Below are 24,805 nucleotides of genomic sequence, written 5' to 3'. Positions count from 1 at the left end.
CACGCTATAAAGGCCATGTCCGCCATACGCAACGTACTTTTGTCAGGCGGAAACGCTGCCGCCCGGCTTCGGTGCCGCGACGGCCGTCTTCGAACCTTCCAGGCCGGCGATGAACTTTTCCGGCGTCTGGTCGATGATCGGGAAAGTGCCGTAGTGGCAGGGAATGGCGGTCTTGAAGTTGAAGTAGCGCTGGCAGGCGAGCGCGGCAACCGCGCCGCCCATGGTGAAGCGGTCACCGATCGGCACGATGCCGATATCAGGCTGATGCAGTTCGTTGATCAGGGCCATATCGGAAAAGATGTCCGTATCGCCCATGTGGAACAGCGTCGGCTCGTCGTCGAAATGCAGCATCAGGCCGTTCGCGTTGCCGAGAGAATGCGAAACACCGTCCTCAGTGAGTTGGGCAGAGGAGTGCAGCGCGTTGGTGAAGGTCGCCGAGAAGCTACCCAAAGAGATGGTGCCGCCGGTATTGCCCATTTCCAGCTTCTCGACACCCTTGCTGCCGAGCCAGGCGGCGAGATCGGCATTGGCGAGAACGACGGCGCCGGTGTCCTTGGCGATCTGAATAGTGTCGCCGACGTGATCGCCATGACCATGGGTCAAGAGGATGTGGGTGATGCCCGCGGTGGCGTCCTTCATATCGAGGCCGGCAAAGGACGAATTATAGGTCAGGAACGGATCGATAAGGATTTTGGCCTTGGCCGTTTCGATGCGAAAGGCGGAGTGGCCGAGCCAAGTGATCTTCATGGATTTCTCCTTAATACTTGATTTCTAATGCAAGACTGGTGTCTTAGGACATATCCGAAACCGTCACAAAGAAAAGCGGTGCGGACTTCAATTTGTTTTGACGGGGGACGATAGCCTGATGACGACGCTGACCATCGAAGACCTCGCCGTGATGCTCCTGCCCGGCCAGCCGATCGCCGGGCTCGATCTCGGCACCAAGACCATCGGGCTCGCCATGTCCGATCTCGGCCGGCGGTTTGCCACGCCGCGCCCGGTGATCAAGCGTGTGAAGTTCACCCAGGATGCGCAGGTGCTGCTTTCCTTCGCTGAAAAGGAGAAAGTCGCGGCCTTCGTCATCGGCCTGCCGATGAACATGGATGGTTCGGCAGGGCCGCGCGTGCAGGCGACACGGGCCTTCGTGCGCAGCATGGCTGACAAGACCGACCTGCCCTTCGTCTTCTGGGATGAGCGGCTGTCGACGGTCGCCGCTGAGCGGGCGCTGCTGGAAATGGACGTCTCGCGTGCGAAACGCGCCGAGCGCATCGACTCGGCAGCCGCAAGCTTCATTCTTCAGGGCGCCTTGGACAGGCTTTCGGCACTCGGCAGGCCGGTTTTTCCCGATCTCGAGACCTGACGGCTCTTCCACCATTCCAGGATAACGGCGCGCTTGCGGAAGCCTATGATGGCGAAGACCAGCAGGCTGTCGAAAGCGATGGCGCGGGCGACCAGCGGCGGAATGGTTTCGGGCGGGATGCCGAGGATCTTGCCGTAGATATCAAAAACGAGATCGTGCATCTGCCGCGTGAACATGAAGACGCCGAAACTCATGTCGTAGTAGGAAAGATAGTACCACGCCCCGAGAAACGAGACGGGTGCGGCCCAGCATATCAGCAACCACTTCATGCGGTTTCCCTTCGACGCGGGTATTGCGTCGCTTCAGTCGAAAGGACAAGCCAGTTCGACAGTGCCATGGCGCTCAAAACCAGTGCCGGTACCGCTATGTCGAGTGCCAGTACGGCGAAGAACATCATCGCCGCGACAAGGAACACGATTTTTGCGGGTCTCGACCCCATGGCTGCACGCTCGGTGGTTAACAATTTATCCACCTACAGTGGCCAGTTAACCGTTGCGGCGCAATGTAAACCATTTGTTAAGGTTAACGCCCAGGCGCGGCTGTGGATATCTCCTGCGCGGCTGAAATGTCAGCCGTAAACGCCGCGCACGATCCGCTTCAGGGCGGTAGCGGCCTTCTCCCAGTCCTTCGACGTTTTCAGGGCAAGACCGGCGCATTGGCCGCTGACGGTCGCCGAAAGCACGAGATGCTGGATGGCGGCGAAGATCATGGCATTGACGCCGATCGCATCGATCCCCTTCGGCGGTGTAAGCGAGCCGCGCATGCGCTCTATCCAGCCAGCCAGCGCTTTCGAGCGGGCTTCCGACAGCCGCCGCACCTGCTCGGTATTTTCGGACACCTCCCACGCGACGATGCGGCGCATCAGCGGATCGGCGCGCAATGCATCGAGGAAAAGCAGGGCCAATCGTTCCATCAGGTCGCCATAGGTCAGCAGGAACATGCCGCCGGTATCGTCGGGAATGCGATCCGTCACCCAGCTTCCGAGATCGGTGCCGATCGCCTCCACCAGGCCATCGAGACCGCCATAGTAGCGATAGATCAATTGCTTGTCGCAGCCGGCACCGCGGGCAACCGCGTTGATGCCGAAATTCTGGAAGCCTTCCTCCGCCAGGAGCCGTTTCGCAGCATCCAGGATCGCCTGCTCGGTGGCGGCGCGGTTGCGCACCCGCTTCTCCGGCTCGGCGGGTGTTTCGATCGGTTTTCTCAAAACGGCGTTTGCGCTTGGCATTATCTCGGCCCCAACCTGTCACCAGACGGTGAATAACAAGCCGCACAGAAGGGAACAACGAGCCGATGAACTTCGACAGAGTTAAAGCTGTGCAATCCACAGATTAGAGAGATTGGCCGAACCAGACGGTGGTCTGCGATGTCAATTCTGGCGGCAGTTCCAGCCGGGAAAATCCGCGCGATGCCCAGAAGCGCATGCCATTGTGGTTACCGATATTTGCCCCCAGATGCACGCCCTTGACGCCTTGGGTGCGGGCATTGGAAAGCCATCTGTCGAGAAGCGCGCTACCGATGCCCTGCCCCTGCGTGCGCGGTAAAAGATTCATATGAATATGCGCCGGGAACGGATCGGTAAGAGCCGTGGGCGCTCGCTTCGGATGGTGGATCGTAAAGCTTCTCTGCTGATCCGCATCCCAGGTCGAAGCATCGCCGGATGGCTCCGCATAGCGTTTGCGCAGCGCCGGCCACCACTCACGTTCCAGCCTTTCCTCGAAAGCAACCGTATCGAAGACCCCGGCAATATAGCCGCAGACACCCTCCCCATCTTCGGCGACGAAAACGGTTTCCGGGCTAAGGGTCGCATAGGGCACCGAATAAATATGCCCTATCAGCCGTCCATCACGATGGAGCGCCGTGGCATCCATGCCGGCATCGCCGGTGACCAGGGAGATGATATAGAGCTGATCGATGTCATCGGGTTGGACCGGGCGGAGATTGATCATGGATACCCTCAATGGCTGCTTTCGCGTTTGCGATCCCAGGGATCGATGTGTATAATTCTTTATTGGCATACACACGAGATTGCAAATGCGAACAAATATAGAAATTGATGACGCGCTAATCGCAGAAGCAATGGCTGCGACAGGACAGTCGACAAAAAAAGCGACCGTTGAGGAAGCTCTGCGGAGTGTAGTTCGTTGGCATCGCCAGAGACGAGCGCTCGAGGACCTTGCAGGGCTTGGATGGGAAGGCGATCTGGAAGAGATGCGAAGAGATCGACAACAGTGATCGTCGTTGATAGCTCTGTTTGGATTTCCCTTTTGCGCGACGCAGAGACGGAAGCCGTGCGTCGTCTCCGAAATATGATAGCAGCAGGACCTCCCGATATTTTGGTTGGAGATCTTATACTTCTCGAAGTTCTTCAGGGTGCCCGTGGTGATCGGCATGCGGCTCTAATCGAAAGAAGTCTTCGCCAATTTACGGTTCGACCGATGCTGAACGATGCATTTGCAGTCAAAGCGGCACGCAACTATCGTTTTCTACGAGAGCGTGGAATTACTGTACGAAAAACCATAGACGTCATCATCGGCACGTTCTGCATCGAGGAAGGGCACGTGCTTCTTCACGATGATCGGGATTTCGATCCAATGTCTGAGCATCTCGGTCTACAAATAGCTGGATAAATCCGAGCCGGGGCAATCAAGTCGCCGGCGGATACAACAAATCGACGATGTAGCTCGCATCGAAGCGGGCATCCAGCATGCCGTAGGTGGCGCGCCAGCCGCCCGCAAGGCGGGTTTCTATGAAAGCATCGGCGATCTTGCCTGCGCCCAGGCGATAGAGTTCGGCGGCGCCGGCGGCCAGTGCCATCTGCTCGATCAAGAGGCGGGCTGCTCCTTCGTCCTGTTCGCAAAGCGCCATGGCGGCGCGTAAAACATCGATGGTTTTCTTGCCGGCCGGGCCGAGGTCGCGGGCAAGGCCGGCAAAGACGGTTTCGAACAGATCCCTGCCCCGGTTCAGAACGCGCAGCACGTCGAGCGCCATGACGTTGCCGGAGCCTTCCCAGATCGCATTGACCGGCGCCTCGCGGTAATGCCGGGCGATCGGGCGCTCCTCGATATAGCCGCTGCCGCCGATGCACTCCATCGCCTCGTAGATCAGCGCGGGCGCGATCTTGCAGCACCAATATTTGGCAACCGGCGTCATGACGCGGGCATAGGCGGCATCTTCGCTGCTGCTGCTTGCCTTGTCGAAGGCCTCCGCCAAGCGGAAGGCGAGTGCGGTCGCCGCGGCGACATCGAGCGCCATATCGGCAAGTACGCGCGTCATGATCGGCTGATGGACCAGCATCTTGCCGAAGACGCTGCGGCCACGGGCATGATGCACGGCTTCGGCGAGCGAAGCCCGCATGATGCCGGCGGATGCCAGTGCACAATCGAGGCGCGTCAGCGTCACCATATCGAGAATGGTGCGAATGCCGCCATCCGGCGCGCCGAGCAGGAAGCCGAAGGTATCGCTGAACTCGACTTCGGAGGACGCGTTCGAGCGATTGCCGAGCTTGTCCTTCAACCGCTGAAACTGCAGGCCGTTGGCCGAACCGTCTTCGAGGAGGCGCGGCACCAGGAAGCAGCCCATGCCGTCCTTGGTCTGCGCCAGCATGATGAAAGCATCGCTCATCGGGGCCGACATGAACCATTTGTGGCCCGAGAGCCGATAGATGCCGTCGCTGACCTTATCGGCGCTCGTCTTGTTGGCGCGCACATCCGTGCCGCCCTGCTTTTCCGTCATGCCCATGCCGATGGTGACGGCGCTTTTCTGCATGGCCGGTTTGTTGGACGAATCATATTTGCGCGAGAGAATCTTCGGCGCCCAATCCTTCTGCACGGCCGGAGATGCCATCATTGCCGCGACCGAGGCGCTGGTCATGGTCAGCGGGCAGAGATGGCCGCATTCCAATTGTGCGGTCAGATAGAAGCGCGCGGCGCGGACCTTGTGCGACTGGCCCTTGGCCTCCGGGTCTGCCTGCGGATCCCAGATCGAGGAATGCAGGCCCGACGCCATGGAGCGGCGCATCAGCGCATGCCAGGCCGGATGAAACTCGACCACATCCAGCCGTTCGCCACGCGGGCCGTGGGTGCGCAGTTGCGGCGCGCCCTGGTTCGCCATGCGCGCCAGTTCCTGCGCCTCATGCGAGGTGACATAACGGCCCATCTGCTCCAGATCTTCGCGCGTCGAGCGCGGCAGACCGGACGTCAAATCGACGATCAGCGGATCGGAACGATAGGCATTGATGCCGGACCAGAGGCTCGGCTGGTTCAGTTCGGCAAATGTGTCGTCAGTCCGGGTCGGTTGGGTCATGGATCGCTTGTAGAGCAAGAGGGTTGCAAAAGGAAACTGGAACTTTCGTCTCCCAACAGCATAGCTGCTGTAGCGGGATTCGAGCGAAATTGCATGGGGAACAAGCGGGCGTAACGAAAGCCCGCGCTTGCCCCTGAGGCGCTCCCTCTTTATAGACCCCCTGACGAAATCCGGAGGGCAGCGTCATGTTCTTCTTCCCCCACCGCCACCTCATCGGCATCAAGGGCCTCACCGAACAAGATATCACCTATCTTCTCGACAAGGCCGACGAGGCAGTGAAGATCAGCCGGCAGCGCGAAAAGAAGACATCGACGCTTCGCGGGCTGACGCAGATCAATCTCTTTTTCGAAGCCTCGACCCGCACGCAAGCATCCTTCGAACTGGCCGGCAAGCGGCTCGGCGCCGACGTCATGAACATGTCGGTCGGCAATTCCTCCGTAAAGAAGGGCGAAACGCTGATCGACACGGCGATGACACTGAACGCCATGCGTCCCGATGTCCTCGTCATCCGCCACTCCAGCGCCGGTGCTGCCTCGCTGCTGGCGCAAAAGGTCTCCTGCTCCGTCGTCAATGCTGGCGACGGCCAGCATGAGCATCCGACGCAGGCGCTGCTCGACGCACTGACCATTCGCCGCGCCAAGGGCAAGCTCTCGCGCATCATCGTCGCGATCTGCGGCGACGTGCTGCATTCGCGTGTCGCACGCTCCAATATCCTGCTGCTGAATGCCATGGGTGCGCGTGTCCGGGTCGTGGCTCCCGCCACGCTGCTGCCCGCCGGGATTGCCGACATGGGCGTGGAAGTCTTCCATTCGATGAAGGAAGGACTGAAGGACGCCGACGTGGTGATGATGCTGCGGCTGCAGCGCGAGCGGATGTCCGGTGCCTTCGTGCCGTCGGTGCGCGAATATTACCACTTCTATGGGCTCGATGCCGAGACATTGAAGGCGGCCAAGGAAGATGCGCTGGTCATGCATCCCGGCCCGATGAACCGCGGCGTCGAGATTGCCTCCGAGGTGGCCGACGGCCCGCAAAGCGTCATCGCCGAACAGGTGGAAATGGGCGTCGCGGTGCGCATGGCGGTCATGGAGGCGCTGCTGATCTCGCAAAACCAGGGACCGCGCACCGAGGGAGCTGGCGCATGAGCAACTCGATCGTCCTCCAGAACGTCCGCATCATCGATCCCTCGCGCAATCTTGACGAAGTCGGCACGATCATCGTCGAAAACGGCGTCATCCTCGCCGCCGGCAAGGATGCACTCGGGCATGCCGCGCCGAAGGGCGCTGAAGTACGGGACTGCACCGGCCTCGTCGCCGTGCCCGGCCTTGTCGATGCCCGTGTCCATGTCGGCGAGCCCGGCGGCGAACATCGCGAGACCATCGCTTCGGCGAGCCGCGCGGCGGCAGCCGGCGGCGTGACCTCCTTCATCATGATGCCGGACACTGATCCCGTCATCGATGACATCGCCCTCGTCGAATTCGTCAAGAAGACGGCGCGCGATACGGCCGTCGTCAATGTCTATCCGGCAGCGGCGATTACCAAGGGGCTTGCCGGCGAAGAGATGACGGAAATCGGTCTCCTCAGGGAAGCCGGCGCCGTGGTCTTCACCGATGCGCATTCCGGCGTCTACGACACGCAGGTCCTGCGCCGCATCATGACCTATGCGCGCGAATTCGGCGCGGTCGTCTCCTGCGAGACCCGCGACAAATATCTCGGCGCCAACGGTGTAATGCATGAGGGGCTGCTGGCAAGCTGGCTCGGGCTATCCGGTATTCCGAGGGAAACCGAGCTTATCCCGCTCGAGCGCGATCTCAGGATCGCGACGCTGACCCGCAGCCATTATCACGCAGCGATGATCTCCGTGCCGGAATCGGCAGAGGCCATCCGTCTTGCACGCTCGCGCGGCGCGAAGGTCACCTGCGGCACCTCGATCAACAATCTGGCGCTCAACGAAAACGACATCGGCGAATACCGCACCTTCTTCAAACTCTACCCGCCGCTACGCTCCGAGGACGATCGCACGGCCATGATCGAGGCGCTTGCGGACGGCACCATCGACATTATCGTCTCGGCGCACGACCCGCAGGATGTGGATACCAAGCGCCTGCCTTTCGGCGAGGCCGAGGATGGCGCAATCGGGTTGGAGACGCTGCTTGCGGCCGCACTTCGCCTGCATCACAGCGGCGAAGTCAGCCTCATGCGGCTGATCGACGCCCTTTCAACCCGGCCGGCGCAGATCTTCGGTCTCGATGCCGGCACGCTGAAGCCGGGTGCAAAGGCGGATATCACCTTGATCGATCTCGACGAGCCTTGGCTTGTTGCCAAAGACATGCTTCTGTCGCGCTCGAAGAATACACCGTTCGAAGACGCAAGAATGACCGGCAGGGCAGTCGCGACCTATGTCGCGGGCAAGCTGGTTCACAGTCTCTAGGCAAAGCTGAGGCTTATGGGGAATAGAAAGTGATGGCGGATTTCTGGACATGGCAGTTGACCCTGCCAACGGCGCTGGCAGCTATTGTCATCGGCTACCTGCTCGGCTCTATCCCCTTCGGCCTGGTTCTGACACGCATGGCCGGTCTCGGCGATGTCCGCAAGATCGGCTCCGGCAACATCGGCGCGACCAATGTGCTGCGCACCGGCAATAAGCCGTTGGCGGCAGCAACGCTGCTGCTCGACGCCTTCAAGGGAACGGTCGCAGTGTTGATCGTCTCGCATTTCTTCGGTGAGGATGCGAGCGTGCTCGCCGGCTTTGCCGCCTTCATCGGCCATATCTTTCCGGTCTGGATCGGCTTCAAGGGCGGCAAGGGCGTGGCGACCTACCTGGGTATTCTCCTGGGCCTCGCGCCGTTGATGGCGCTGATCTTCTCCATCATCTGGCTGGTCATCGCCTTTACGACCCGCTACTCCTCTCTTTCCGCGCTGGTTGCAACCCTTGTCATTCCGGTTGCATTATGGATATTGGGTGCCGACAAGATCGCCGCGGCCATGGCGTTGATGACCGTTATCGCCTGGTACAAGCACAGAGCCAATATTGCCCGGCTGACCGCCGGCACGGAAACCAAGATCGGAGCGAAGGGGTAATGGGAAGAGGCAGCGCAGGACGAACCGGAATTGCGCTGACGGAAAAACAAAGGATAGCCTGGCTCCGTCTGATCCGTTCCGACAATGTCGGCCCCTCCACCTTTCGCGACCTTATCCGTCACTACGGCTCAGCCGAAGCCGCACTCGCCGCGTTGCCGGAGCTGTCACAGCGCGGCGGCTCGACACGTGCTATCCGTATTGCCAGCGAGCAGGATGCACTGCGCGAACTGGAAGCGGCGGATCGTTTCGGCGCGCGCTTCGTCGGTATCGGCGAACCGGATTATCCGCAGGCGCTGAGGGAGATCGATGGTGCGCCGCCGCTTCTTGCCGTCAAAGGCAGCTTGCCGACGGCAACCCGCCCGGCGATCGGCATCGTCGGCTCGCGCAATGCCTCGATCAGCGGCGCCAAATTCACTGCGATGATCGCCCGCGCTTGTGGCCAGGCCGGCTATGCCGTGGTCTCGGGCCTTGCCCGCGGCATTGATACGGCAGCTCACCGCGCCAGCCTGGAAACGGGCACGATCGCCGCCATGGCCGGCGGGCTCGACCAGCCCTACCCGCCCGAAAATATCGGCCTGTTGCATGACATATGGGACGGCAATGGACTCGCCGTCAGCGAAATGCCCTTCGGCTGGGAACCACGCGCACGCGATTTCCCACGCCGCAACCGGCTGATAGCAGGCATCTCACTGGGCGTCGTGGTGATCGAGGCGGCAACGCGCTCCGGCTCGCTGATCACCGCGCGGCTCGCGGGCGAATTCGGCCGGCTGGTATTTGCCGTGCCGGGCTCTCCGCTCGATCCACGCTGCGAGGGCACCAATGGTTTGCTGAAGGATGGCGCGATGATCGTGACCAGCCCGGATGACGTCATCGAGGCGCTGAGGCCTCTCGCCGAGCCCGATCTTTTCCGCCCGCAGCTTGCCGAAGCGCCCGCTGAAAAGAACGACAAACCGCTGTCCTTGCCACCGGACGATACGGAGCGCTGGGAGATCATCGACGCACTCGGGCCGACGCCGGTGGAAATCGACGATATCATCCGGCATACCGGCCAGTCGGTGTCCTCCGTTCATTCCGTGCTTCTCGAACTCGACATGGCCGGCCGGTTGCATCGGCATCCCGGCGGACTGGTGTCGATCTCGATGCTGGATTGAAAGTGTTGCCGGCTGTTCCGATATGATGACCAGAACCTACGGGGAGCGTCCAAAGGCGCTTATTCAGGATTGTAGCATAGATGCCATCTTGCAAGGATCGCATCGCCGCGCTGACCGCAAAAATCGACTTCGCCTCTTGACCGCGGCGAATTCCCTGTCCATGTCGGAAGGCCGGGGAAACGAAATACCCCGTCTCTCCCGCGCCTTTTTCCGGCGCGACCTCGCATTCAGAGATTGATGATGAACGTTGTAGTGGTGGAATCGCCTGCCAAGGCCAAGACAATCAATAAATATCTGGGACCCGGATATAAGGTTCTTGCTTCCTTCGGCCATGTGCGCGACCTGCCTGCCAAGGACGGCTCGGTCCTTCCCGAGCAAGACTTCGAGATGCTCTGGGAAGTCGATGGCGCTTCGCAAAAGCGCATCAAGGACATTGCCGACGCAGTGAAATCCTCCGACGGCTTGATTCTCGCGACCGACCCGGATCGCGAAGGCGAAGCGATTTCCTGGCACGTGCTCGACCTATTAAACAAGAAGCGCGTCATCAACGGCAAGCCCGTAAAGCGCGTCGTCTTCAACGCCATCACTAAGAAGGCCGTGCTCGACGCGATGGCCGAGCCGCGCGATATCGACGTGCCGCTGGTCGACGCCTATCTTGCCCGCCGTGCCCTCGACTATCTCGTCGGCTTCAATCTGTCGCCGGTGCTGTGGCGCAAGCTGCCGGGCGCCCGCTCGGCCGGCCGCGTGCAGTCGGTGGCCTTGCGCCTCGTCTGCGACCGCGAGTCGGAGATCGAACGTTTTATCTCCGAGGAATACTGGAATCTCTCGGCGATCTTGAAGACACCGCGCGGTGACGAATTCGAAGCGCGGCTCGTCGCCGCCAACGGCAAGCGCCTGCAGCCGCGCTCGATCGGCAATGGCGAAGAGGCCGGCAACCTGAAGGCGCTGCTGGAAGGCGCCGCCTATGTCGTCGACACGGTCGAGGCAAAGCCGGTCAAGCGCAATCCGAGCCCGCCATTCACCACGTCCACCCTGCAGCAGGCCGCCTCCTCCAAGCTCGGTTTCTCGGCATCCCGCACGATGCAGATCGCGCAGAAGCTCTATGAGGGGGTCGATATCGGCGGCGAGACTGTCGGTCTCATCACCTATATGCGTACGGACGGCGTTCAGATGGCGCCGGAAGCGATTGACGCGGCACGGCGCTCCATCGCCGATCAGTTTGGCAATCGCTACCTACCGGAAAAGGCACGCTTCTACTCGACCAAGGCGAAGAATGCCCAGGAAGCGCACGAGGCGATCCGTCCGACCGATTTCGATCGTTCGCCGGATCGCGTGCGCAAATTCCTCGATGCCGATCAGATCAGGCTCTATGATCTCATTTGGAAGCGCGGCATCGCCAGCCAGATGGCCTCGGCCGAGATCGAGCGGACCACCGTGGAAATCCTGGCTGACAATGCCGGCCAGAAGGCAGGCTTGCGCGCTGTCGGTTCGGTGATCCGCTTCGACGGCTTCATCGCCGCCTATACCGACCAGAAGGAGGACGGCGAGCAGAGCGACGATGCCGACGACGAGGATGGCCGCCTGCCGGAGATCAATGCGCGCGAAAATCTCGCCAAGCAGAAGATCAATTCGACGCAGCATTTTACCGAGCCGCCGCCGCGCTATTCGGAAGCATCGCTGATCAAGAAGATGGAAGAACTCGGCATTGGGCGCCCATCGACCTATGCGGCAACACTGGCGACGCTGCGCGACCGCGACTATGTCACGATCGACAAGCGCAAGCTGGTACCGCAGGCCAAGGGCCGGCTCGTCACCGCCTTCCTCGAAAGCTTCTTCACGAAATACGTCGAATACGACTTCACCGCCGATCTCGAAGAAAAGCTCGATCGTATCTCCGCTGGCGAATTGAACTGGAAGGATGTATTGCGCGATTTCTGGCGCGATTTCTTCGCCCAGATCGAGGATACAAAGGAACTGCGCGTCACCAATGTGCTCGACGCGCTGAACGAAGCGCTTGCTCCACTGGTCTTCCCGAAGCGGGAAGATGGCAGCGATCCGCGTATCTGCCAGGTCTGCGGCACGGGCAACCTGTCGCTGAAGCTCGGCAAATACGGCGCCTTCATCGGCTGCTCGAACTATCCGGAATGCAACTACACGCGCCAACTCTCCTCGGAAGGCGGCGCGGAGGCTGAAGCCAGCGGGTTGAACGAACCGAAGGCGCTCGGCACCGATCCGGTCACCGGCGAAGAGCTGACGCTGCGCTCCGGTCGCTTCGGGCCCTATATCCAGCGCGGCGACGGCAAGGAAGCCAAGCGTGCGTCGCTGCCGAGGGGCTGGAAGCCCGAGGATATCGACTATGAAAAGGCCATGGCGCTGATCTCGCTTCCGCGCGATATCGGCAAGCATCCGGAAAGCGGCAAGATGATCTCGTCCGGCATCGGCCGCTACGGGCCGTTTCTGCTGCATGACGGCAGCTACGCCAATCTCGAGTCCGTCGAGGACGTTTTCACCGTCGGCCTCAACCGCGCCGTGACCGTTCTTGCTGAAAAGCAGAGCAAGGCCGGCGGCGGAGGAAGCCGCGGCGGCACGCCAGCAGCATTGAAGGACCTCGGCGAACATCCCGACGGCGGCTCGATCACCGTTCGCGACGGCAAATACGGACCCTATGTGAACTGGGGCAAGGTCAATGCGACCCTGCCGAAAGGCAAGGATCCGCAGGCAATCACGGTTGAAGAGGCGCTGGAGCTGATCGCGGCGAAAGCCGGTAAATCCGGCGGCGGGAAGTCGGCCAGAGCGCCGGCCAAGACCAAGACCGCGGCTGCCGCCACCAAGACGACGAAGACTGCCGCCAAACCGAAGGCAAAGGCGGCTGCAAAGGCTCCGGCCAAGGCGAAAACAACCAAGACGACGAAGAAGAGCGCAGAGTGAGCAGAGAACCGCGCGGCAGGAATTCATCGTCGGAGCGACGCCCCGGCAAGACTGGTCGTGCGGCGAAAAACAGCGGCGATGCGGAACCGATGATGGCGATCGTGCACGGCGTTTTGCCGCCGCGCGAAGTCCTCCTGCGCTTCATCGCCGATCACCCGCAGCAGGCTTCCAAGCGCGAGCTTGCCAAGGCCTTTGGATTAAAGGGCGAGAGCCGCGTCGAGCTCAAGAACCTCCTGCGCGAGCTTGAAGAAGACGGCATGGTGCAGAAGAGCCGCAAGTCGCTCATCCGCCCCGGAGCTTTGCCGCCGATCGCCGTCCTCGATATCACCACGCGCGACAAGGATGGCGAGCTGATCGGCCGTCCGACCGAATGGCCGGAGGAAAACGGCGTCGCGCCGGCCGTGATGATCAAGCAGTCCTCTTCCCCCGCCGGCCGCAACGGCAAGGGCAAGGCTCCGGTTGCCGGCATGGGCGACCGCATCCTCGCCAAGATATTCCCGGCTGTCGATCGCGGCGGCCCGGCTTATACCGCGCGCATCATCAGGGTTATCGACAAGCGTCTGGCCGCAACCATGGGCGTCTTTCGCGAGACGCCGGGCGGCGGCGGGCGGCTGCTGCCGATCGAGCGGCGCGGCGAGGAAATGGTCATCGATCCGGATTATACCGGCGACGCCAAGGAAGGCGACCTGGTCGAGGTCGAAGTTGCCCGCCTCGGCCGTTTCGGGCTACCGCGCGCCAAGGTGCTGTCGGTCGTCGGCTCCGTCGCTTCGGAAAAGGCGATTTCGATGATCGCCATCCATGCGCATGGCATCCCGCATGTCTTCCCGCAGGCTGCCATCGCCGAGGCGGACGCCGCCAAGGCCGCCACCATGTCGCATCGCGAAGATTGGCGCAGCCTGCCGCTGATCACCATCGATCCGGCCGATGCCAAGGACCACGACGATGCGGTCTATGCCGAGCTGGACCCCTCGCCCGACAATCCCGGCGGCGTGATCGTCACTGTCGCCATCGCGGATGTCTCCTGGTATGTCCGCCCCGGCTCCGCGCTGGATCGTGAGGCGCTGAAGCGCGGCAATTCGGTCTACTTTCCGGATCGCGTCGTGCCGATGCTCCCGGAGCGCATCTCCAACGATCTCTGCTCCCTCAAGGAAGGCGTCGACCGCCCTGCGCTTGCCGTGCGGATGATCTTTTCCAAGGAAGGCCGCAAGGCGGGCCATACCTTCCATCGCATCATGATGAAGAGTGCCGCCAAGCTTTCCTACCAACAGGCCCAGGCGGCGATCGACGGCAAGCCGGACGACAAGACCGGACCGATGCTGGAGCCGATCCTGAAGCCGCTCTGGCATGCCTATGAGGTTATGAGGCGCGGCCGCGACCGGCGTCAGCCGCTCGAACTCGACATGCCCGAACGCAAGATCCTGCTGAAGCCGGATGGGACGGTCGATCGGGTCTTCGTACCGCCGCGTCTCGATGCCCACAGACTCATCGAAGAAATGATGATCCAGGCGAATGTCGCCGCTGCCGAAACGCTGGAAAAGAAGCGGCAGGTGCTGATCTACCGCATCCATGACGGCCCGACGCTTGCCAAGCAGGAAGTGCTGCGCGAATTCCTCGCAACGCTCGGCATCTCGCTCGTCAAGGGCGGCAATGTCCGCGCCAACAGCTTCAACGGCATCCTGGCGAAGGCCGAGGGTACGGCGCATCAGACCATGGTCAACGAGATGGTGCTGCGCTCGCAGAGCCAGGCGATCTACAGCCCCGACAATATCGGGCATTTCGGCCTGAACCTGATGAAATACGCGCATTTCACCTCGCCGATCCGCCGCTATGCGGATCTGATCGTGCATCGCGCCCTCGTCGGCTCGCTCGGCTTCGGCGAAGGCGGCATCACGCCGGACGAGGAAGCAACGCTCGACGATATCGCCGCCGAAATTTCTACTTTCGAGCGCCGTGCCATGGCGGCCGAACGCGAGACGGTCGACCGGCTGATTGCGCATCATCTTGTCGGGCGTATCGGCGAGGAATTCGAGGCCCGGGTCGGCGGTGTCACCAAGTCGGGACTTTTTGTCACCCTGCCCGACTATGGCGCTGACGGCTTCATCCCTATATCTACGCTCGGCTCCGACTATTTCATCTATGACGAGGCGCATCAGGCGCTGACGGGTGAAAAGACGGGGCTCGGCTTCCGCCTCGGCGACAGCGTCACAGTGCGCCTTGCGGAAGCGATCCCGCTGGCGGGTGCCCTGCGCTTCGAAATGTTAAGCGACGGCCGCGCCATGCCAACGGCGGTGCGTTCCTTCCACAAGGCGACGCGACGCAACAAGACCCCGGCACGCAAGGCGCCGGGAACGAGACCGCCGCGCGGGCGCCGATAAACGGTGGCTGCCGGCAGGAAGGAAAGGTTCATGACGAGCAGCCCGTCCGATCCAATCATCCGCTTTGGCGGCCCCGACGAGGCTGAACGTCCGCTCGGACGCTCGATTGTCCGCGGCTTACTGAACCGCTGTCCGCATTGCGGCTCGGGAAAGCTCTTCAAGGCGTTCCTGAAACCAGCAGACCGTTGCGCCGTCTGCGAGGAGGAGCTGTTCCACCAGCGTGCTGACGACCTGCCGCCCTACTTGGTCATCCTGGTACTCGGCCATGTGGTGGTCGGCGGCTACATGCTGACGGATATGGCCTTTCATCTGCCGATCTGGGCGCATCTCGCCATCTGGGCGCCGATTACGGTGCTCACCGCCTTGGCGGCAATTCAACCGATCAAGGGCGGCGTCATCGGCCTGCAATGGGCGCTGCGGATGCATGGCTTCGGCGGCCATGACGACAGTCCCGAAGAATGGGATCGGGGAAACGGCCACTCGTGAACCAAACCCTCGAGCTGATATCACCAGCCTTGGCGGCCGGCGGGAGCGGGCATGCGCCGTTACTCCCTTCGGACGGAACCAGTATCGATCCGCCCTATATTCATGATTCGCGGGAATTGCTTGATCTCCAATGGCTTGACATCGGCGACATTTCTTGTCTGAACATGCCGGGCGTCGAAAGGATCATTGCGGAGGATATGATTGATCCCATGAAAGCCGACCCGTCACCTGGATTTGGCCGTGCCGTGCCTTTCTATCTCCCGCGTTGCGAACGATTCGTTCGCCACATGCTCTAAGGATCAATTCATGTTTGAACCGACGAACGGCAAGGCCGGCCATGTCGAAGAAATTCATTGGCCTTCGCTCGTCGCCGCCATTTCGTCCGTTTCCGCTGTCGGCATCGCCATCGGCCTCGGCCTTCCGCTTCTCAGCATCATCCTCGAAAAACGCGGCATTCCCTCAAGCCTGATCGGGCTCAACACGGCAATGATGGGGATCGCCGCGATGATAGCGGCGCTGATCACCACGAAGCTCGCCCACCGATTCGGTGTGGTGCAGACGATGATCTGGGCTGTCGTGCTCTCCGCGCTGAGCTCGCTCGGGTTCTATTACGCGGAAAGCCTGCTGCTGTGGTTCCCGCTGCGCCTGATCTTCCATGGGGCGACCACCACCCTCTTCATCCTGTCGGAATTCTGGATCAACGCCGCCTCCCCGCCCTCCAAGCGCGGCTTCGTGCTCGGCCTCTATTCCACGGTTTTCTCGCTCGGCTTTGCAGCCGGCCCCCTGCTTTTCTCGCTGGTCGGCAGCGAAGGGCTGATGCCCTTCGTCATCGGCGCCTGCATTATTTTGGCGGCGACAATCCCGATCTTCATCGCCCGCAACGAGAGCCCCATCGTCGACGAAAAGCCCGAGCTGCATTTTATCCGTTACGTTTTCCTGGTGCCAACGGCGACCGCCGCCGTCTTCGTGTTCGGCGCTGTGACCGTCGGCGGCGGATCATTGTTCACCAGCTATGCGACTCGGCTTGGTTTCAACGAATCACAAGCCGCACTGCTGCTGACCGTGATGGGCGTCGGCAACTTCGTCTTCCAGATTCCCCTGGGGCTGCTTGCCGACCGCTTGCGCGACAAGCGGCCGCTTTTGTCGATCATGGCAGCCATCGGACTGGTCGGTGCGCTTCTATTGCCCTCGCTGGCTTCGAATTGGATACTTCTGGCGGTTATCCTGCTGTTCTGGGGCGGCTGCGTTTCCGGCATGTATACGGTCGGCCTCAGCCACCTCGGAACCCGGCTGACGGGCGCGGACCTTGTCGCCGCCAATGCGGCATTCGTTTTCTGTTACGCAGTCGGCATGGTCCTCGGTCCGCCGACGATCGGAACAGCCATGGATATCGCCAATCCCAGCGGTTTTGCCTGGGCAATCGCCTTTTTCTTTGGACTTTACGTCCTGCTTTCGGCGATACGGCTGCTTTTCATGGGCAGCAGGGGTTGACTTTTCGGGCGCGATTTGTAGTTTCGCGCCAGAATTTGCCGTGGACCTCCGCACTGGCCGTCCACGGCTTTCATTTTTCTTAAAGGCAGGACGACCATGGCCAAGGCTACCACCATCAAGATCAAGCTGCTGTCGACGGCCGACACCGGTTTCTTCTACGTCACGACGAAGAACAGCCGTACGATGACGGACAAGATGACGAAGACGAAGTACGACCCGATTGCTAAGAAGCATGTCGAGTTCAAGGAAACGAAGATCAAGTAAGTTTCCTAAACTTCTGATTACAAAAGGGCGCAACCGTAAGGTTAGCGCCTTTTTTTATTTTTGCTGCCTTCTTTTTCTGTGCAAAACCTTATGCAGGCACCGGAAAAACAGAAAGGCCTAAAACTCAACTTTCTGATATTAACAAAGAAAAACGCCGCGCTTCCATTGGAAGGCGGCGTTTCGAATTGGGGGTCGGCTAGCCTGCAAAACGGCACGAGGAACCGCTTAAAATTGCTTGCCAGCCGACCGACCCCACGACCCAGGAGATGCGGCGGACCTGAGCATCATGGGGTATTCCCACGCCCTTGCGGGCCTGTCCTTGTACGGGACTAAATTTGCGCGAAATCGAAAGAAAATCAACAAATTCTTAATGATAAAAAATTCTTGTCTGCCCGAATGGTTAAAATTCCTGCCGTCATTCAGCTTTGTTGACCTGAAAAAATAACAATCGGAAAGCGAGTAGATCTCAAAATTAAAGAGGTAATGATCGTATGCATAGCAGATTCTGGCTACAGATATTTGAGCACATTTGCATACCACAGTGACAAACATGTTATGCATGGAATACTCATAGCTTTTCGCCATTTCAACTTCATTTATGGCAAAAATATCACAACAAATACACGCTATACATCAGTCTTCTACAAAATATAACAAGTATCTTCTGCGAACTTACTGAGGTAGAATAAAGGGGTTATTCTCCTGTGGAAATCTACGATCATTGTTATGGAACAAAGATTACAAATTTTTAATCCTTGTTCAAAACTACCAAAATCCCGTGGATATTAAGGGGAAGTCCGATGGCACCCCTGCTCAAGCAGCCGCTGCGACGACCCTGTTGCGGCCGGCATTCTTGGCCTCATACAGGGCGCGGTCGGCCTGCTTCATCAACTGCTCGGGGCTTTCGACCGTCTCCAAACGGGACGAGATGCCGAAAGAGGCGGTGACATTGAGAACGGCTCCTGTTTCTCGCAGCGTAACCGGCGTGGTTTCCACGGCAGCACGCAGCCGCTCGGCAACGGCGGCAGCGACTTCGGGGGACGTATCCGGCATGACCACCACAAATTCCTCTCCGCCATAGCGGCAGGCCAGATCGGCGCCGCGTACGGTGGAGCGAATACGGGCGGCAAACTCCTTCAGCACTTCATCACCGGCGTCGTGGCCATAGGTGTCGTTCACCTGCTTGAAGCGATCGATATCGGTGATCAGCACCGAGAGCGGCCGTCCACGCGTCAAGGAGCGATTGAAGAGGATCTTCAAGTGATTGTCGAGATAACGCCTGTTGTTGAGCCCGGTGAGCGCGTCGGTGACGGCGAGTTCGATCGTATGCTGCACACTGGCGCGCAGACGGTCGTTGTAACGCTTGCGGCGGATCTGCGTCAGGCAGCGCGCTACCAGCTCGTTCGGATCGAGCGGGCGGACGATATAGTCGTTGATACCGAGATCGAGCGCGCGGACGATCATCTCGTCAGCCCCCTGCTCCGTCACCAGCAGCACCGGCAGGAAGCGCGTGCGCTCTAGCGAGCGGAGCTGCGAGCAAAGCCGCAGCGGGTCGTAATTATCGAAATTCGAATTGACGACGACGAGTTCGAACGGCTTTTCCGCAGCTTCGAATAGGGCCGCCTGCGGATCGGATGTTGCGGTCACCTCGGCGATCGGCTTCAGGGCGCGGATGATACGCTCCTGCGAATTGGCGCGGCCGTCGACCAGCAACACATGGCCATTGTCGTCGGCGCGGCCTTCGCCGATGCGCAGAAGGTCGTCGATGCCGAAGTTGCGCGCCGTCTCGTTGCGCATGCGCAGCTCGTCGCTGAGTGTCTTCAGGCGCAGCAGGCTTTTGACCCGCGAAATGAGCTGCAGATCGTTTACCGGCTTGGTCAGAAAATCGTCGGCGCCGGCCTTAAGGCCGCGCACGCGGTCGGCGGGCTGATCCAGCGCCGTGACCATGACCACGGGAATATGCGCGGTGCGCGGATCGGACTTCAGCCGCTCGCAGACCTCGAACCCATCCATGCCGGGCATCATGATATCGAGCAGGATGAGATCGACCTGGGTGCTGTCGCAGATCGCCAGCGCCTTCAGGCCGTCCTCCGCCGTCAGCACGTCGAAATACTCGGCCAGCAGCCTTGCTTCGAGCAGCTTTACGTTAGCGGGTACATCGTCAACCACCAATATGCGCGCGGTCATCAGTCTTCCCCGCGCTCAGGCGTCGCCCAGATAGGTTTTAATGGTCTCGATGAATTTCGGCACGGAGATCGGCTTGGAAACATAGGCTTCGCAGCCGCCCTGACGGATTCGCTCCTCGTCGCCCTTCATCGCAAAGGCGGTCACCGCGATCACCGGAATGACGTGCAGATCGTCATCCTCTTTCAGCCACTTCGTCACCTCAAGGCCCGAAACCTCAGGAAGCTGGATGTCCATCAGGATCAGATCCGGGCGATATTTGCGAGCAAGATCAAGCGCTTCCATGCCATTTCGGGTCTGGATCGTCGTATAGCCGGACGCCTCGATAAGATCGCGAAAGAGCTTCATATTGAGCTCGTTGTCTTCTACAATCATCACCTGCTTAGGCATGGAGAGCTGTCCCTGCATCCGGTATTGCATCCATTCTATGAAAATATAACGTCGCGAGAAATCGATTCCAGAAATACTTGAATCCGACGCTAGCGGCATTTGGTTGAAAAATAGGTAACTCACCGCTCAAAATGCAAAGTAACTCCAAGAACCCGAAGAAGGCGGCCGCCGATCCGCAGGAAACCGCGATCGCCGTACTTGGCTGGCTGGCCAATGAGCCGGATATGTTCGGCCGCTTCCTGGCCTTGACCGGTGTCGAACCGGCACAGGTGCGCAACGCCATCAACGAACCCGCTTTTCTTGCCGGCATGCTGGATTTTTTGATGAACCATGAGCCGACATTGCTTGCATTCTGCCAGGCAAGCAGCATCGCGCCAGAAACGGTTGCCGCCGCATCCGCGCACTTCTCGCCACCCGGCCTTTCCTCAGGGGAATATTGACGATGGATGCCCCGATCGAATTGGACACATCGCATGTCCGCCTTGGCGACCGGCCGCTCATCGTCTGCGACGTCGACGATGTCGTGCTGCACTTCTTTGCGCCCTTCCTGCTCTTTCTCGATGGAGAAGGCCATGAATTCCTGCCGCGGTCCTTCCGGCTGACCGGCAACGTCATTTCGAAGGCAAGCGGTGAGGCGCTGGAAGAAATGGAGGTCCGTCGTCTGATCGACGCGTTTTTCGAGGCGCAGGAACAATGGCAGACACCCTTGGATCGCGTCGTCGACACCCTTGATGGCTTTTCCAAAGACGCCGATGTCGTCTTCCTCACCGCCATGCCGCCGCAGTTCTGGGCGCAGCGCCGCCGTCTTCTCGACAGGCTGGGCCTTTCCCATCCGCTGCTCGCCTCGCTGCAGCCGAAGGGACCGATCGTGCAGGCATTGCACGGCACGCGCACCCTGCCCGTCGCCTTCGTCGACGATATGGCGCACAATCTGCATTCGGTCCGCGACCATCTCGCAAGCTGCCTTCTCATCAACCTGAAGCCGGACTCGATCGTCCATCGCATGGCGCCGGCTGCAGCGGCCGACATTCCCCAGGCGAACGATTGGGCTCAGGCAGCGCCATTGATCCGCGCCCATATCGCCCGCTAGGTTCGCCCGCGCCGGCATTAGAGAACAAGGCGCATCAAGGGACGCCCGTCCTTTCGTTTGGCGACTTCGGAAAAGCCGGCCGCCTCGAATATGCGGAGCGAACCGACACAGAGGCCGACGGATTTCGATTGCTTCGTCCGTTCGATCGGACAGCCCTCGAGAATGCGTGCACCAGAGGCCTTGGCGAAGTTCACCGCCTCGGACAGCATGCGATGGCTGTATCCTTTACCGCGATCGCGCGAATTCATGAAAAAGCAACTGACGGCCCAGACCGAGCTGTCTTCGGCATCCTCCGGATCGAGCGGCCGTGAGACGGTTTTCGGAGAATTCCACTGCGGCAGTTCCGATCGCGGTCCAACCTGCGTCCAGGCAACCGGGCGCTCACCGATATAGCCGAGAAGGCCGGGGGGCGGGCCTGCTGAGACGCGGGCCTGCATGAATTTTTTCTTCGCCCCGCCATCCATCGTTTTGCGCTCGGATGTCGGAACGCGCAAATAGGTGCACCAGCAGCCATAACAGGCGCCGCTTGGCCCGAAGAGTGTTTCGAAATCGCCCCAGCGATCCGCCGTCAAAGGCACCGCTTTCAATTCCTCCAACATCTCCTCCCCGCTCTTTTCCGTCTTGAGACTCACAAGCTTAAAACATAAGGTGGCGATGTTCAATTTTTGTTCTATTTTCATGACCAGCGCGCCCGACAAAGTTTCCGGTTTTTGCCGCGATTGCCTGAGCGAGCAATCGGCAGAACGCGCGCGCTGTCGGGCCTGCGGCAGCCCACGGCTTGTCTATCATCGCGAACTCTATGGCCTGACGCTGGCGCATATTGATTGCGATGCCTTCTATGCCTCGATCGAGAAGCGCGACAATCCGGAACTGGCCGATAAGCCGGTCATCATCGGCGGCGGCAAGCGCGGCGTCGTGTCCACGGCCTGCTATATCGCCCGCATTCACGGCGTCCGATCGGCCATGCCGATGTTCAAGGCGCTGGACGCCTGCCCGCAGGCGGTCGTCATCCGCCCGAACATGGAGAAATATGTCCGGGTCGGCCGCGAAGTGCGCGGACTCATGCAGGAGTTGACGCCGCTGGTGCAGCCGCTTTCGATCGACGAGGCCTTTCTGGAGCTTGAGGGCACGCAACGCCTGCACCATGATCCGCCGGCCCGCATCCTGGCGAAATTCGCCAAGCGCATCGAAAGCGAGATCGGCATCACCATTTCGGTCGGCCTTTCCTATTGCAAGTTCCTCGCCAAGGTCGCTTCCGACCTGCAGAAACCACGCGGCTTTTCGGTCATCGGGCGGCAAGAGGCGCTATCGTTTCTGGAGCCGCGCCCCGTGACCACCATCTGGGGCGTCGGCAAGGCCTTTGCGGCGACTTTGGAAAGCGACGGCATCCGCACCATCGGCCAGCTACAGACCATGGAGGAAGGCGATCTGATGCGCCGCTATGGCGTCATCGGCCAGCGGCTCTTCCGCCTGTCGCGCGGCATCGACGATCGCACGGTCCATCCGAACGAAGCGGCAAAAAGCGTGTCATCGGAGACGACCTTCTTCGACGATATTTCTCGGCATGACGATCTGGTGCCGATCCTGCGCGATCTCGCAGAGAAGGTATCGCGCCGCCTGAAACGCAGCGGCATTGCCGGGCAGACTGTCGTGTTGAAGCTGAAAACGGCCGATTTCAAAAGCCGCACCCGCAACCGCCGTCTGGAAGACCCCACCCAGCTTGCCGATCGCATTTTCCGTACCGGCCTGCGATTGCTCGAGCATGAGACCGATGGGACCAAGTTCCGCTTGATCGGCATCGGCGTCACCGATCTCTGCGACGCCGCCCGCGCCGACCCGCCCGATCTGATCGACGAACAGGCAACCCGCCGCGCCGCGGCGGAGGCGGCGATGGACAAGCTTAGGGAAAAATTCGGCAACAAGACGGTCGAAACCGGCTACACATTCGGCGGCAAGCGCGAGAGTTGAATCACGGCCGGCAGCATGTCCGTCTCTTCGTCGAAAAGGGCTGCGCGATTGGCAATCGCCTGCTCGTAACTCGGCCTGATCGCAATCGCCTTTTCATAGCTCGCCAGCGCCTCGTCGGCACGACCCAGGCGGCGCAACGCGTTGCCCTTGTTGTTATAGGCAATCGCATGGCCTGGCTCCAGGGCGATCGCGCGGTCATAGCGGACGACAGCGCCTTCGAAATCCCTGGTCGCGGCGAGGATATTGCCATAGGTGCAATGGGCGGCAGCGGAGTCGGGACGCAGCTCCAACGCCCGTTCAATCTCCGCCTCCGCCTCCCTGGCCTCGCCCCGCAGTAGTAGCAATATGCTCAGCCGGTGCACGGCATCGAAATCTCCCGGGGTTTCGGCAATGGTTGCGCGACATTGCTTTTCCGCCTCGGCGCGGCCGACGACTTCTTGCTCGTCCGAGCCGATATTTGGAGCTTCATCGGGCGAGATCGCCTGCCAGAGGATGCGTGACGCCACGACTTCGCGATAGAGTGCCAGCACCTCACCATTTGCGGGTTCGATAGCAAGAACCTGTCGGCAGCCGATTTCGGCATCAACCAGATCACCCGCGGCATACCGCTTCCTGATACGGGCAAGCACGAAACGGAGGCAATGCGGGTCCAGCCGGTCACCGAGGTTCCGGCCCGTCCTTGTGTCGATCCGGAAGCGCTCGATGCGCCGGCTGACGGAGCCGAAAATATACTTGTGCTCATAATTGCCGGCACCGAGATCATAGATTCGAAAGCCGTTCTCTATCGCCCAGCGGATCGTATAGGCATGCAGGGTCAAGCCTGGGGACAGATCTCGGATCGAGACATCACGTGCGCTAAGGAAACAGATCAGGCTCTTCCTGGGACGATCGAGAAGGACGGCGGATGCGGCGATCGCTACGCCGTCTTGCCAGAGAACCGGTAGAAAGAGATCGCCGCTGCGAAAGCAATCCGGCAGAACCGATCGCGAATTATCGAGAACGTAACGCATATAGCCGGGATTGCGCCATCCCCATTGTTTCTCCCAAAGACGCAGCAGCGTCGCCAGATCCTCTTCGATGGTTGCGGCGTCGCCATGCGTTATCCGCAGTGCCGCCGACCCCTCCAGCTTGTGCAGGCAATGGCGGATATTGCGGCGCGCACGCCAATGCAGTTTCTCACGAAGGAACGAATCGAAATCCGCAGGCAGCGTCACATGGACGTAGATCTCCGGATCAATCCTTTCGGCCGCATCCGAAATCTGTGCCGGGCGCTTGACCCTGTCGCCGACAAAATCCGCCGGCGGGAAACGCTCGAGGAAGGCCCCGATGCGCGCAGACGATCGATCGATGTCGTCGAGATGCAAGCTGCGCCAATGAAAGGCGCGAATCCGATCGCCAAAGGCTGAGACAGCGGCATTGGCATAGGCCGGATCGCAGAGAATACCCGTATAGGAGGCAAAATAGGAGCCGCCCATGACGACGGTATTGTAGAAACCGTTGCTCCGGTCGAGCCCGGTACCGAGCTGGATCGGGAAGAAAGCCACATAGGCGCCGCCCTCATCTTGCTTTGCCGCCAGCACGAGCCAAGGGAGCGCACGAGAGGCGAACCAGCTCGACATCCAGGTCCAGGATAAAAAACAATGCGCCTCCGGGTCGATCTCATAGATCCGATCCCAGTCGTCTTTCAGCCCCTGCAGATCTTCCAGCTTTTCGATCACGTCCACATGCATGTCGA

26 protein-coding genes are annotated in these 24,805 nt (G+C 60.4%); 16 read left to right on the top strand and 10 right to left on the bottom strand.

What is annotated here, in order from left to right:
• Nucleotides 1–42: 42 nt before the first annotated feature.
• Nucleotides 43–747, bottom strand: a complete 705-nt coding sequence (locus NXC24_RS07470) for a metal-dependent hydrolase (RefSeq protein WP_104822723.1) — start codon at nucleotides 745–747, stop codon at nucleotides 43–45.
• Nucleotides 748–865: 118 nt separating this feature from the next.
• Here NXC24_RS07470 and ruvX point away from each other — a divergent pair, with 118 nt between their 5' ends.
• Nucleotides 866–1,360 carry a Holliday junction resolvase RuvX gene (gene ruvX, locus NXC24_RS07465; protein ID WP_104822722.1) on the top strand — a complete coding sequence of 165 codons (495 nt, stop codon included), beginning with the start codon at nucleotides 866–868 and terminating at the stop codon, nucleotides 1,358–1,360.
• Here the strand turns inward: ruvX and NXC24_RS07460 are convergent.
• The 4 genes from NXC24_RS07460 to NXC24_RS07450 form a co-directional block, all read right to left on the bottom strand.
• Nucleotides 1,297–1,629: a DUF6105 family protein gene (locus tag NXC24_RS07460; RefSeq protein WP_104822721.1), complete on the bottom strand. Its 333-nt coding sequence runs from the start codon at nucleotides 1,627–1,629 to the stop codon at nucleotides 1,297–1,299. The genes ruvX and NXC24_RS07460 overlap by 64 nt on opposite strands.
• Nucleotides 1,626–1,799 (bottom strand): hypothetical protein, encoded by a 174-nt coding sequence (locus NXC24_RS35445; RefSeq protein ID WP_199773537.1) that lies wholly within the window; start codon nucleotides 1,797–1,799, stop codon nucleotides 1,626–1,628. The genes NXC24_RS07460 and NXC24_RS35445 overlap by 4 nt, the downstream gene beginning before the upstream one ends.
• A gap of 129 nt (nucleotides 1,800–1,928) precedes the next feature.
• Complete coding sequence (locus NXC24_RS07455) at nucleotides 1,929–2,588, bottom strand: TetR/AcrR family transcriptional regulator (RefSeq protein WP_104822720.1); 660 nt, start codon at nucleotides 2,586–2,588, stop codon at nucleotides 1,929–1,931.
• A 103-nt stretch (nucleotides 2,589–2,691) separates the two neighbouring features.
• Complete coding sequence (locus tag NXC24_RS07450) at nucleotides 2,692–3,309, bottom strand: GNAT family N-acetyltransferase (protein ID WP_104822719.1); 618 nt, start codon at nucleotides 3,307–3,309, stop codon at nucleotides 2,692–2,694.
• Between the two features lie 85 nt (nucleotides 3,310–3,394).
• Between NXC24_RS07450 and NXC24_RS07445 the strand changes: the two genes are divergently transcribed.
• Both NXC24_RS07445 and NXC24_RS07440 read left to right on the top strand, forming a co-directional pair.
• Nucleotides 3,395–3,595 carry a type II toxin-antitoxin system VapB family antitoxin gene (locus NXC24_RS07445; protein ID WP_104822718.1) on the top strand — a complete coding sequence of 67 codons (201 nt, stop codon included), beginning with the start codon at nucleotides 3,395–3,397 and terminating at the stop codon, nucleotides 3,593–3,595.
• The gene (locus NXC24_RS07440; RefSeq protein ID WP_104822717.1) at nucleotides 3,592–3,990 is read left to right on the top strand and encodes a PIN domain nuclease; all 399 of its coding nucleotides are present in this window, start codon (nucleotides 3,592–3,594) and stop codon (nucleotides 3,988–3,990) included. The genes NXC24_RS07445 and NXC24_RS07440 overlap by 4 nt, the downstream gene beginning before the upstream one ends.
• A 16-nt stretch (nucleotides 3,991–4,006) precedes the next feature.
• Here NXC24_RS07440 and NXC24_RS07435 read toward each other — a convergent pair whose 3' ends face one another.
• Complete coding sequence (locus tag NXC24_RS07435; protein ID WP_104825059.1) at nucleotides 4,007–5,665, bottom strand: acyl-CoA dehydrogenase family protein; 1,659 nt, start codon at nucleotides 5,663–5,665, stop codon at nucleotides 4,007–4,009.
• 185 nt (nucleotides 5,666–5,850) lie between these two features.
• Between NXC24_RS07435 and NXC24_RS07430 the strand changes: the two genes are divergently transcribed.
• The 10 genes from NXC24_RS07430 (at nucleotide 5,851) to rpmG (ending at nucleotide 17,438) form a co-directional block, all read left to right on the top strand.
• Nucleotides 5,851–6,807 (top strand): aspartate carbamoyltransferase catalytic subunit, encoded by a 957-nt coding sequence (locus NXC24_RS07430; protein WP_104822716.1) that lies wholly within the window; start codon nucleotides 5,851–5,853, stop codon nucleotides 6,805–6,807.
• Nucleotides 6,804–8,093, top strand: coding sequence for a dihydroorotase (locus NXC24_RS07425; protein ID WP_104822715.1), 1,290 nt, complete (start codon nucleotides 6,804–6,806; stop codon nucleotides 8,091–8,093). The genes NXC24_RS07430 and NXC24_RS07425 overlap by 4 nt, the downstream gene beginning before the upstream one ends.
• A 29-nt stretch (nucleotides 8,094–8,122) precedes the next feature.
• The gene (gene plsY / locus NXC24_RS07420) at nucleotides 8,123–8,743 is read left to right on the top strand and encodes a glycerol-3-phosphate 1-O-acyltransferase PlsY (RefSeq protein WP_199773536.1); all 621 of its coding nucleotides are present in this window, start codon (nucleotides 8,123–8,125) and stop codon (nucleotides 8,741–8,743) included.
• A complete protein-coding gene (gene dprA / locus NXC24_RS07415; RefSeq protein ID WP_104822713.1) occupies nucleotides 8,743–9,894 on the top strand; it encodes a DNA-processing protein DprA in 1,152 nt (383 codons plus the stop codon). Before plsY ends, dprA begins: the two co-directional genes overlap by 1 nt.
• 240 nt (nucleotides 9,895–10,134) lie before the next feature.
• Nucleotides 10,135–12,822: a type I DNA topoisomerase gene (gene topA, locus NXC24_RS07410; protein WP_104822712.1), complete on the top strand. Its 2,688-nt coding sequence runs from the start codon at nucleotides 10,135–10,137 to the stop codon at nucleotides 12,820–12,822.
• Entirely contained in the window at nucleotides 12,819–15,197 is a 2,379-nt protein-coding gene (gene rnr, locus NXC24_RS07405) for a ribonuclease R (protein ID WP_104822711.1), read from the top strand. Before topA ends, rnr begins: the two co-directional genes overlap by 4 nt.
• 30 nt (nucleotides 15,198–15,227) lie before the next feature.
• Nucleotides 15,228–15,683, top strand: coding sequence for a DUF983 domain-containing protein (locus tag NXC24_RS07400; protein WP_104822710.1), 456 nt, complete (start codon nucleotides 15,228–15,230; stop codon nucleotides 15,681–15,683).
• Nucleotides 15,680–15,979 (top strand): hypothetical protein, encoded by a 300-nt coding sequence (locus NXC24_RS07395; RefSeq protein ID WP_104822709.1) that lies wholly within the window; start codon nucleotides 15,680–15,682, stop codon nucleotides 15,977–15,979. The genes NXC24_RS07400 and NXC24_RS07395 overlap by 4 nt, the downstream gene beginning before the upstream one ends.
• Before the next feature lie 10 nt (nucleotides 15,980–15,989).
• On the top strand, nucleotides 15,990–17,174 hold the full coding sequence (locus NXC24_RS07390) for an MFS transporter (RefSeq protein WP_104822708.1): 1,185 nt from the start codon (nucleotides 15,990–15,992) through the stop codon (nucleotides 17,172–17,174).
• Nucleotides 17,175–17,270: 96 nt separating this feature from the next.
• On the top strand, nucleotides 17,271–17,438 hold the full coding sequence (gene rpmG / locus NXC24_RS07385) for a 50S ribosomal protein L33 (RefSeq protein WP_003587245.1): 168 nt from the start codon (nucleotides 17,271–17,273) through the stop codon (nucleotides 17,436–17,438).
• A gap of 813 nt (nucleotides 17,439–18,251) precedes the next feature.
• Here rpmG and NXC24_RS07375 read toward each other — a convergent pair.
• Together NXC24_RS07375 and NXC24_RS07370 are read right to left on the bottom strand one after the other, a co-directional pair.
• Nucleotides 18,252–19,625, bottom strand: a complete 1,374-nt coding sequence (locus tag NXC24_RS07375) for a PleD family two-component system response regulator (RefSeq protein ID WP_104822706.1) — start codon at nucleotides 19,623–19,625, stop codon at nucleotides 18,252–18,254.
• A 15-nt stretch (nucleotides 19,626–19,640) separates the two neighbouring features.
• Nucleotides 19,641–20,012: a response regulator gene (locus NXC24_RS07370; RefSeq protein ID WP_007531841.1), complete on the bottom strand. Its 372-nt coding sequence runs from the start codon at nucleotides 20,010–20,012 to the stop codon at nucleotides 19,641–19,643.
• A gap of 131 nt (nucleotides 20,013–20,143) precedes the next feature.
• On the opposite strand from NXC24_RS07370, the gene NXC24_RS07365 reads away from it, so the two are divergent.
• A complete protein-coding gene (locus NXC24_RS07365) occupies nucleotides 20,144–20,452 on the top strand; it encodes a DUF3572 domain-containing protein (RefSeq protein ID WP_104822705.1) in 309 nt (102 codons plus the stop codon).
• Between the two features lie 2 nt (nucleotides 20,453–20,454).
• Entirely contained in the window at nucleotides 20,455–21,102 is a 648-nt protein-coding gene (locus NXC24_RS07360) for a hypothetical protein (RefSeq protein WP_104822704.1), read from the top strand.
• Between the two features lie 17 nt (nucleotides 21,103–21,119).
• Here the strand turns inward: NXC24_RS07360 and NXC24_RS07355 are convergent, their stop codons facing one another.
• Complete coding sequence (locus NXC24_RS07355) at nucleotides 21,120–21,701, bottom strand: GNAT family N-acetyltransferase (RefSeq protein ID WP_104822703.1); 582 nt, start codon at nucleotides 21,699–21,701, stop codon at nucleotides 21,120–21,122.
• Nucleotides 21,702–21,780: 79 nt separating this feature from the next.
• Here NXC24_RS07355 and NXC24_RS07350 point away from each other — a divergent pair, with 79 nt between their 5' ends.
• The gene (locus NXC24_RS07350; RefSeq protein WP_104825057.1) at nucleotides 21,781–23,070 is read left to right on the top strand and encodes a DNA polymerase IV; all 1,290 of its coding nucleotides are present in this window, start codon (nucleotides 21,781–21,783) and stop codon (nucleotides 23,068–23,070) included.
• Here NXC24_RS07350 and NXC24_RS07345 read toward each other — a convergent pair.
• Complete coding sequence (locus tag NXC24_RS07345) at nucleotides 23,040–24,800, bottom strand: GNAT family N-acetyltransferase (protein ID WP_104825058.1); 1,761 nt, start codon at nucleotides 24,798–24,800, stop codon at nucleotides 23,040–23,042. The genes NXC24_RS07350 and NXC24_RS07345 overlap by 31 nt on opposite strands.
• Nucleotides 24,801–24,805 lie beyond the last annotated feature (5 nt).

This window comes from Rhizobium sp. NXC24 (assembly GCF_002944315.1).
Classification (GTDB): Bacteria; Pseudomonadota; Alphaproteobacteria; order Rhizobiales; family Rhizobiaceae; genus Rhizobium.
The sequence above is the reverse complement of the archived record's forward strand: the minus strand, read 5'-3'. Positions and strand labels throughout refer to the sequence as shown.

Coding starts and splice junctions, on each gene's coding strand:
- NXC24_RS07470 (WP_104822723.1), bottom strand. CDS start 747: ATGAAGATCACTTGGCTCGGCCACTCCGCCTTTCGCATCGAAACGGCC.
- ruvX (WP_104822722.1), top strand. CDS start 866: ATGACGACGCTGACCATCGAAGACCTCGCCGTGATGCTCCTGCCCGGC.
- NXC24_RS07460 (WP_104822721.1), bottom strand. CDS start 1,629: ATGAAGTGGTTGCTGATATGCTGGGCCGCACCCGTCTCGTTTCTCGGG.
- NXC24_RS35445 (WP_199773537.1), bottom strand. CDS start 1,799: ATGGGGTCGAGACCCGCAAAAATCGTGTTCCTTGTCGCGGCGATGATG.
- NXC24_RS07455 (WP_104822720.1), bottom strand. CDS start 2,588: ATGCCAAGCGCAAACGCCGTTTTGAGAAAACCGATCGAAACACCCGCC.
- NXC24_RS07450 (WP_104822719.1), bottom strand. CDS start 3,309: ATGATCAATCTCCGCCCGGTCCAACCCGATGACATCGATCAGCTCTAT.
- NXC24_RS07445 (WP_104822718.1), top strand. CDS start 3,395: ATGCGAACAAATATAGAAATTGATGACGCGCTAATCGCAGAAGCAATG.
- NXC24_RS07435 (WP_104825059.1), bottom strand. CDS start 5,665: ATGACCCAACCGACCCGGACTGACGACACATTTGCCGAACTGAACCAG.
- NXC24_RS07430 (WP_104822716.1), top strand. CDS start 5,851: ATGTTCTTCTTCCCCCACCGCCACCTCATCGGCATCAAGGGCCTCACC.
- NXC24_RS07425 (WP_104822715.1), top strand. CDS start 6,804: ATGAGCAACTCGATCGTCCTCCAGAACGTCCGCATCATCGATCCCTCG.
- dprA (WP_104822713.1), top strand. CDS start 8,743: ATGGGAAGAGGCAGCGCAGGACGAACCGGAATTGCGCTGACGGAAAAA.
- topA (WP_104822712.1), top strand. CDS start 10,135: ATGAACGTTGTAGTGGTGGAATCGCCTGCCAAGGCCAAGACAATCAAT.
- NXC24_RS07400 (WP_104822710.1), top strand. CDS start 15,228: ATGACGAGCAGCCCGTCCGATCCAATCATCCGCTTTGGCGGCCCCGAC.
- NXC24_RS07390 (WP_104822708.1), top strand. CDS start 15,990: ATGTTTGAACCGACGAACGGCAAGGCCGGCCATGTCGAAGAAATTCAT.
- rpmG (WP_003587245.1), top strand. CDS start 17,271: ATGGCCAAGGCTACCACCATCAAGATCAAGCTGCTGTCGACGGCCGAC.
- NXC24_RS07375 (WP_104822706.1), bottom strand. CDS start 19,625: ATGACCGCGCGCATATTGGTGGTTGACGATGTACCCGCTAACGTAAAG.
- NXC24_RS07370 (WP_007531841.1), bottom strand. CDS start 20,012: ATGCCTAAGCAGGTGATGATTGTAGAAGACAACGAGCTCAATATGAAG.
- NXC24_RS07365 (WP_104822705.1), top strand. CDS start 20,144: ATGCAAAGTAACTCCAAGAACCCGAAGAAGGCGGCCGCCGATCCGCAG.
- NXC24_RS07360 (WP_104822704.1), top strand. CDS start 20,455: ATGGATGCCCCGATCGAATTGGACACATCGCATGTCCGCCTTGGCGAC.
- NXC24_RS07355 (WP_104822703.1), bottom strand. CDS start 21,701: ATGTTGGAGGAATTGAAAGCGGTGCCTTTGACGGCGGATCGCTGGGGC.
- NXC24_RS07350 (WP_104825057.1), top strand. CDS start 21,781: ATGACCAGCGCGCCCGACAAAGTTTCCGGTTTTTGCCGCGATTGCCTG.
- NXC24_RS07345 (WP_104825058.1), bottom strand. CDS start 24,800: ATGCATGTGGACGTGATCGAAAAGCTGGAAGATCTGCAGGGGCTGAAA.